At 59.5% G+C, this 7,121-nt stretch carries 9 protein-coding genes; 3 read left to right on the forward strand and 6 right to left on the reverse strand.

The window, feature by feature from the left end:
- Positions 1 to 30 precede the first annotated feature (30 nt).
- From BLU15_RS34335 to BLU15_RS34350, 4 genes are all read right to left on the reverse strand, one after another.
- Positions 31 to 1,365 carry an extracellular solute-binding protein gene (locus BLU15_RS34335; protein WP_090301586.1) on the reverse strand — a complete coding sequence of 445 codons (1,335 nt, stop codon included), beginning with the start codon at positions 1,363 to 1,365 and terminating at the stop codon, positions 31 to 33.
- Positions 1,362 to 2,234 carry an ROK family protein gene (locus tag BLU15_RS40405; RefSeq protein ID WP_051659466.1) on the reverse strand — a complete coding sequence of 291 codons (873 nt, stop codon included), beginning with the start codon at positions 2,232 to 2,234 and terminating at the stop codon, positions 1,362 to 1,364. Before BLU15_RS40405 ends, BLU15_RS34335 begins: the two co-directional genes overlap by 4 nt.
- Before the next feature lie 2 nt (positions 2,235 to 2,236).
- On the reverse strand, positions 2,237 to 2,923 hold the full coding sequence (locus tag BLU15_RS40410; protein ID WP_244546904.1) for an N-acetylmannosamine-6-phosphate 2-epimerase: 687 nt from the start codon (positions 2,921 to 2,923) through the stop codon (positions 2,237 to 2,239).
- 69 nt (positions 2,924 to 2,992) lie between these two features.
- Positions 2,993 to 3,739 (reverse strand): GntR family transcriptional regulator, encoded by a 747-nt coding sequence (locus tag BLU15_RS34350; protein WP_034798725.1) that lies wholly within the window; start codon positions 3,737 to 3,739, stop codon positions 2,993 to 2,995.
- 472 nt (positions 3,740 to 4,211) lie between these two features.
- On the opposite strand from BLU15_RS34350, the gene BLU15_RS34355 reads away from it, so the two are divergent.
- Positions 4,212 to 4,358, forward strand: coding sequence for a DUF1127 domain-containing protein (locus tag BLU15_RS34355; protein ID WP_064817045.1), 147 nt, complete (start codon positions 4,212 to 4,214; stop codon positions 4,356 to 4,358).
- A 286-nt stretch (positions 4,359 to 4,644) separates the two neighbouring features.
- Here BLU15_RS34355 and BLU15_RS34360 read toward each other — a convergent pair whose 3' ends face one another.
- Entirely contained in the window at positions 4,645 to 5,646 is a 1,002-nt protein-coding gene (locus BLU15_RS34360) for an Lnb N-terminal periplasmic domain-containing protein (RefSeq protein ID WP_034798802.1), read from the reverse strand.
- 529 nt (positions 5,647 to 6,175) lie between these two features.
- Between BLU15_RS34360 and BLU15_RS34365 the strand changes: the two genes are divergently transcribed.
- Entirely contained in the window at positions 6,176 to 6,706 is a 531-nt protein-coding gene (locus tag BLU15_RS34365; protein WP_234824578.1) for a TroA family protein, read from the forward strand.
- Positions 6,703 to 7,041: a TroA family protein gene (locus tag BLU15_RS40415; RefSeq protein ID WP_244546905.1), complete on the forward strand. Its 339-nt coding sequence runs from the start codon at positions 6,703 to 6,705 to the stop codon at positions 7,039 to 7,041. The genes BLU15_RS34365 and BLU15_RS40415 overlap by 4 nt, the downstream gene beginning before the upstream one ends.
- Here BLU15_RS40415 and BLU15_RS34370 read toward each other — a convergent pair.
- Positions 7,003 to 7,121: integrase core domain-containing protein (locus BLU15_RS34370; protein WP_143034230.1), on the reverse strand; the 119-nt coding region annotated here is incomplete at its 5' end. The two genes, BLU15_RS40415 and BLU15_RS34370, sit on opposite strands and share 39 nt — an antisense overlap.

Raw genomic sequence — 7,121 nt, forward strand, 5'->3', positions numbered from 1 at the left:
GCCTCCTGGTGGACGCCGCAACCCTTTCACTTACTTCAGCAGGTCTGCCATGCCCTTTTCGGTGCTAGCGAGCGCATCCTCGATCGATTGCTGGCCGGACCAGTAGCCGGTGAACTCCTTGGCCTGCAGTTCGTAGACCGACAGCGCCTTGGCTGACGTAGCACCGTTCATGACGTAACCGTACTTGCCGGCGAATTCGCCGAGCTTGACGAGATCAGGCCGGGAATCGGCGACCTCGACGACCACTTCCGGCGTCAGGGCTGGTGCGCCGTTGTTTTTGGCGTAGATCAGCGCGGCTTCCTTGGAAGACAGCCACTTCACGAACTTGGCCGCACCCTCCTTGTTTTCGGCATTCTTGTTGAGGCCGAAACCGAGGCCGTGGATATGGGTGAAGCGCCCTTGAGGACCTGCAGGTGGTGCGACCGTTTCGGTCACGTCTGCCACAGCAGGGGATTTCTCCTTGCTCGTCAGGTCGCCGGCTGCCGCATTCCATTGCAGCATTGCGGCCACTTGGCCAGACGCAAAGGCGGCATTCGCCTCGGCAAATTCGTAAGACAGTGAGTCCTTCGGTGATGCGCCATTGTCGTAGAGCAGCTTGTAGATCTCGAGGCCCTTTCGATAGGCATTGGAGTTCACGGTGATCTTGCCGCTGTCGTCCATCCAGTTCGCACCATAGGCGCGTGGTACCGACTGCCAGACCATGATGTTGAAGAGAAGGTTCTTGAGCTGCAGCACCGTGCCGTAGCGGGTCGGGCTGTCCGGGTTGACCGCCTGAGTGAAGTAGAGCGCGGTGGCGGCGTAATCGTCCCAGGTCCACTCGTCCGGGATCTTGGGCTCCAGCTTCTTGCCGAGATACTTCTCCGAGATCTCGGCATATTTCGCCTTGCCGGCGTCATCTTTCAGCAGGGCCTCGATCAGGTCCTTGCGGAAATACATGAAGTGAAGCGAGAGATCGGTTGGCACGCCATATTGCTTGCCCTGGTACTGCATGGTCGACAGTACGGAATCGCCATAGACCGCCTTGGCTTCGCCCGAAAGTTCGACCGGCTCCATGAACGGCGCGTAACGGCCGATCGAATAGGTAGCGAGCAGGTTGAGGTCGAAGGCCTTCGAGCCAGCGGCGAGATCGGCCTGCAGCTTGTCCCAGAAGCCGTCTCGGTTGAAGAACAGAAGTTCGACCTTGTCGTTCTCGGCAACGTCTGACTTGGCGTTGTAGGCGTCGGCGGCAGCCCGCAGTGCCGTTTCTTCCGGGCCGCCCGGCCAGCCGAGCACCGTTACTTCCGCAAGGGCCGGCGTGGCCGCCAGCAGGCTCGCAATACCCGCTGCGGCGAGCAGCGCACGTCTTTTCGTTGTCGCAAATGTCATTTTTGGTTCTCCCTCAAGTTTTGTTGACACTCTGCAAGATTAGCAACGCCGATCACCCCTGCATTCTCCCCAAGGGCGGCGGCGTGTAGCGATGGTCGAAGGCGTGGCGGCACCGGTTCCAGTGCGCGTTCGACGGCGGCGAGATAGCCTTCGGCCAGGCCGATGCTGCCGCCGATGACGATGCGTTTCGGGTCCAACGTGAGCTGGATGTTGCGGCAGAGCAGCGCGGTTCGCCCCGCGGATGTTTCGATGATGCGCCTGGCCCAGTCATCGGCATTTCGGGCCGCGGCAAAGACGTCGCGCGCGGTGGCGCCGGATTGGTGGGGGGATGCCTCCCTGGCGATCCAGTGGCCGGACACGCGATCTTCGAGCACATCATCAGCCCATTCGGCACTACGCGATTGGCCGAAGTGTCCGGCGAGGCCCTCGAGCAGACGCCCGTTCAGGACGATGCCGCCGCCGATGCCGGTGGAGATCGTCAGGAAGACCATGTCTTCGCGGTTGCCTGCGCCAAAGGCGTATTCACCCCAGGCGGCCGCATGGGCGTCGTTTGCAGCCAGTACCGGCACGTCAGCCAGTCGTTCGATCGTCGCTGTCAGCGGAAACCGATCAGGTATGGCGAGTGTGTTGCGGTTGAGCGCTGACCATTGGCCGTTATCGACAATGCCAGTGACCGCGGCGCCGACCGAGCCGTACGCACCGCGCCAGGACGCGATCGCACCGAAGAGTGCGGCGAGCCACTGGGTCGGGTCGCCTTGGCGGGGCGTCGGCATCCGGTGCGTGTCGACGATCTCTGTTCCCCGGATAAGGGCAGCCAGCATCTTCGTGCCGCCGACATCGATCGAAAGAACGGTCCGGGGCTCAGTCATGATCAAGCCTCGCTTCCGGCAAGCGTTTGATCGAGCGCCTGCCGGAACCACGCCGTCACATGTTCGGGACGCGTGATCGCGGAACCGACGACGACAGTGAAGGCCCCCGCCTGCAGCGCCTGAGCGGCCTGTTCGGGCGTGCGCACACAGCCTTCGGCAACCACGTGAGGGGTGAGGCCGCGCATGGCGGCGATGAGCGCGAAGTCCGGCTCCGTCGGCTCGACCGGTCCGGTGTAGCCAGCAAGGGTTGAGCCGACGATCTCGGCACCTTCGGCAAGCGCGCGCTCGGCGTCGGCGAAAACAGAGCAATCCGCCATGGCGATCTTGCCGCCGGCGTGAATGCGCTCGATCAGCGTCCTGGTCGCAACCGGCCGTTCGCGAGCAGTGGCATCATAGGCGATGATATCGGCGCCGGCTGCCGCCAGAGCATCGACGTCCTTGACAAAGGGGGTGATGCGGATCGGCGATGTCTCCAGGTCGCGTTTGACGAGGCCGATAATTGGCCGATCGGTCGCCTGGCGCACGGCGCGAACATAGTCTGCAGATTCGATGCGAAGGGCGGTTGCGCCGCCGTCGAGCGCGGCCAAGGCGAAACCGACAACCATGGCGGCATTGTCCATGACGCCGCCTTTCACCGGTTGGCAAGAAACGATCAGACCGTGCTTGAGGCTATGGATGTCGAAGGTCACGCAGGCTCTCCCAATGGAGGCCTCACGGTAACAGTGTAAGACCAGATTGCAACAGGAATTATACTGGTATTACCTCATCAGCTCGATAACGAAGTCGTAGACGTCACCCCGGTACTTGGTCTGGGTGAATTCGACAATTTGCCCATCGGCCAGGAAACAGCGCCGCTCCATGACGAGCAGGCTCGTGTCTTCGGGCGTTGCGAGCAGGCGTCGCTCTTCATCGCTTGCAGGCTTTGCCTGCATGCGCTGCAGTGCCCGGACAGGCAAAGCGCCGTGGGCTGCGAGATATTCGTACAAGGACGCGCCGATGGCGTCCGGATCCGGCACAAAGCGGGCGGGAAGCGATGCCGTTTCGATCGCGATCGGCGTGTCGTTGGCCGTCCTCAATCGTCTAAGGCGTACGATTTTTTCTCCCGCCGGAATGCCAAGCGCCATCATTTCAGCGGGTGACGGGCGGCTGATTTCACGTGAGATCCAGGTGCAACCGGGTTCCAGCCCGCGCGAGCGCATATCTTCGGAGAAGCTCGTCATCGTGGCCAGGGATTTCTCGACACGTGATGAAACAACGGTCTTTGCCCCCTGGCGGCGGTCAAGCAGGCCATCAGCGACGAGCCCTTCGATCGCCTTGCGCACCGTCACGCGCGAAATCGAAAGGCCCTCGCTCAAGTCCCGCTCGCTGGGGATGACCGAACCGCGGCGGAGTGTCGAGGCGCTGATGGCCTGTTTGATCGCCTCTTCAAGGCGGCGATAGAGCGGCTCGCCGCTGTCGCCCGACATTTGGCTGGCAAGAAACTCGAGCGTTGTCTGATCGTTCATGGGGATCACCTTTCCGGATGACCCCTTATGCAAAATTTTTCATAGGTTTTAAACTGGTATTGTCGTAATCGGCCTCAGCGACACATGCCGGGCCAATGTGTGGCGCCGATCCGTGGCGGCAAATGGCGTCCTGCACGAGCCTAAAGCAGTGCCACTATCGCTGCGATGAACAGCATTGCGAGCACCGCGAGTGCAAGATGGAGTAGGTTCGCCCGGTGGCTTTGGCTTCTAAAAGTTCGCGCCATGTTCTTTACCTCACGATCTGACATGTAACGCACAGCTCTCATGATGGTTCATGGCCATCGCAGCTGAACCGTCGGCTGGCGACCGCCTATGCATTTCCCACATGGGAGCGCTGAGTTTTGAGCGCTGCAACTTAGGGAAAGCCTGAGCTATAAGGTGTTCATCGAAGCGAAACGAGGCGCCACGGACTGGCAGCCAGGCTTCGAAAGCCCATTGAAAGGGGGATCAAATGAACATAGCACGCTCCATCAACAACTGGCGCAAGTACCGTCAGACGGTCACCGAGCTGGGCCGCATGTCGAACCGCGAACTTCGCGACCTCGGCATCGAACGCGCCGACATCGACCGCGTCGCACGTACGGCCTTCGCCCGCTAAGGCGATCTTAAAGACTGAAGAATTGCCAAGCGCCTGCATCTCCTGCGGGCGCTTTTGCTTTTGAGGTCATGGAGTTTGTTGGGGCGTAGGGAACACCATATGTTCCAGGCTGGCGCGCCCCGCAAAATCGTCCAAAAGAAAACCCCGCCGGGGAAGGCGGGGCAAGGCTCACGCCCAGTTGGCTCGGGGAAGAAACTCCATCAGAAGACTGACATGCGCACGTAGCGAAGAATGAAACAGGCTGTTGCGGATTGCTGATGAGCTCCCTGATGACCGTTCGCCGTCTTCAAGGCGAGCCCTGCGGCACTGGCGAAGGCACGCCGAGTCTTATTGCCTTTGAGAAATTTGGCGACAACCCGTCGTCCCGAGCACGTTGGCCGATATGACTGGCATTTCTGAGTTCTGCGAGCGACACTGACGTATCGACCGCCCCCCGATCATAAGCGTAGTCGGGAAGATACCCGTTGACGATGAGACGCCAGTCGAACGGGATCGAGTCTCCTACAACGCGCATCATCTTGACAACCGTCGTCGTGCAGTTGGTCGTAAGCGAGTTGTAGAAGAGCGGCGTTGTGGCAAGAGCGTTGGCGTCTGTAACATACTCGCGCAGAAGCGCACGCGCCTGGTCAGGTGACGCCTTCAGGCGATAGATTTGAACATCCTCGCTGCGGAAATTTGACCGGACGCCCACCACGTCCCGTTCGTCGGCTGCGATGATCACCAAAGGATTGCTCTTGAACAAATCTGCGAGCGGCGAGAACGCGCCGCCAACCCGCCGACGGACTTCGACCGACCACGGGAGCTGCTCGCCGCCTTCAAATCCAAAGCTGAATATTACATGGGCAATCTCTGGCCCCGCCCAATAGGACATGAACAGGTCGACTGTTCGGAGCTTCCTCATATCGTAGGTCCGCGTGGTCCACCGTTCGACGAATTCCGTGCTGCTGTGCCATTCGAAGTTGCGAACATTGGTTAGTGTCAGCAGGTCGCCGTGAAATTCGCCTGTAACCTGTCGTGCAACATCAGGTGCCCACGAACCGTCTTCGACGGGTTTGATCGTCCTCCACCAAATCAAGACAACTGCGAACGCAACTGCAAATACCAGGAGAGCTTTGAGACGCCAGCGGCCAAACAGCGCGGCGACCGTCAAAAGCCCGACAAGTGCAAAGAGTCCGGCGATAAAACCTCTTGTGAATTCGGAAACGGGAAGACGATACCATAATGCAAGCGAGGCCCATGCGGCTGCCACGGCTAGCAGAATCGCCGGCGGAACAGTCAGAACAACCAGAGCCCAGCGACTCCAGCCACTCCTTTGCTTGTTCCAACCTGGATTCCTCAACACTTCAGGTCCCGCGTAGTTTGCCAGCCGCTTTGTTTGGGCTGCCGCTTGCTCATGTTTGACTCCTCTCGTCACATTCTCGATTGGCCCATTTCAAGAGCCGCTTAAACCACACAGTATTTCCCCAGGTTCGCTCTTCGTCAGCATTATGTCGAATATATCGTACTACTGAAGAACGTAACGGTTACATTCCGCACGAGCGCGTTGCAGCCGCGGTGAGGAGGGAACCGTCAATTATTGACGGGGAAGACCTCCGGAAATCGTCAACCGCCGCCAACCGTAGACTGGCTCGGCATCTTCGCGCGACCGATGCGGTTTACTAAACTGCCTTGGTGCCTGGAGGCAGACCGCGCTATTCGTCCGGTGCAGCAGCATCTTCTGGCGAATCTCCCTAAAAATTTACGGAGCGCTGGACACGGCGCGATAACTTGACTGGCAGAACTTGGTCCGAACCTACCGACCTTGCGATGGAGCGTACATGTCAAGCCGCCTCAAGACATTCACTGCACTGGTACTGTCCCTATCGGCGTTTCTGCCGGCCGCGGCGTCGACCGAAACGGCCTTCCTCGACCACCGCGGCAAGAAGGTCATGTTTGCAAAACCGCCGGAACGCGTCGTGACGACAGTTCGCTCGGCGCCGATCATCTATCGTGCCGTGGACGAAAAGGCCGATCGCATCGTCGGCATGAACAAGGATTCGCTGGTGAGGTACTTTACCAGCGGCATCTATGCCGAGATGCTCCCGGAAATGGCCAAAATCAATGCCAGTGCCGCCCAGGATGGCTTCGTACCGAATGTCGAGGCGATCCTTGCGGAAAAACCCGACGTGGTGATCCAGTGGACCCATGACGAGAAGCTTATCGAACCGCTGGAGCGGGTGGGGCTCACTGTCGTCGGCTGGCAATGCTGCTCCGAGCAGGACCGGCTCGACTATGTCACGCTCAGTGGCTACATGACCGGCCGCAACGACCGCGCCCAGGCAATCCTGAAGCACAGTCCGAAACGTTGAAGGCCCTCAATGAAAAGGTTGCCAAGCTCGACAAGTCGGCGCTTCCTTCTGTCCTTCACATCGACAAGGTCGCCGACCAGATCCAGGTCATCGCCAATGGCTCGCAGGATCTTTCCCTCAGCGGCGTCACCAACCCGGCGGCGGATAAAACCGGTGAATGGTGGCGAACCGTCGATTTTGAACAGTTGCTCGTCTGGAACCCGGACATCATCATCATTCCCGCCTATGCGACCGACCTCAACCCCAAGGATTTCTTCAACAACCCGGTGGAGTTGCCCCCAAAAGACCGGACATGCTCAGGTTTGAGATTGCGAGTTGATGAACTCGCGCGGTGATTGATATCCTAAAGCACTATGCGGGTGAAGATTGTTGTAATGCTCGAACCAGAACGGCAGTTGAGCGATGACTGTTTCAG

The sequence above is a fragment of the Ensifer sp. YR511 genome, assembly GCF_900103045.1.
GTDB lineage: Bacteria > Pseudomonadota > Alphaproteobacteria > Rhizobiales > Rhizobiaceae > Ensifer > Ensifer adhaerens.

Bases quoted from the DNA above. Each gene is read 5' to 3' on its own strand.
- BLU15_RS34335 (WP_090301586.1), bottom strand. From the start codon at position 1,365: ATGACATTTGCGACAACGAAAAGACGTGCGCTGCTCGCCGCAGCGGGT.
- BLU15_RS40405 (WP_051659466.1), bottom strand. From the start codon at position 2,234: ATGACTGAGCCCCGGACCGTTCTTTCGATCGATGTCGGCGGCACGAAG.
- BLU15_RS34350 (WP_034798725.1), bottom strand. From the start codon at position 3,739: ATGAACGATCAGACAACGCTCGAGTTTCTTGCCAGCCAAATGTCGGGC.
- BLU15_RS34355 (WP_064817045.1), top strand. From the start codon at position 4,212: ATGAACATAGCACGCTCCATCAACAACTGGCGCAAGTACCGTCAGACG.
- BLU15_RS34365 (WP_234824578.1), top strand. From the start codon at position 6,176: ATGTCAAGCCGCCTCAAGACATTCACTGCACTGGTACTGTCCCTATCG.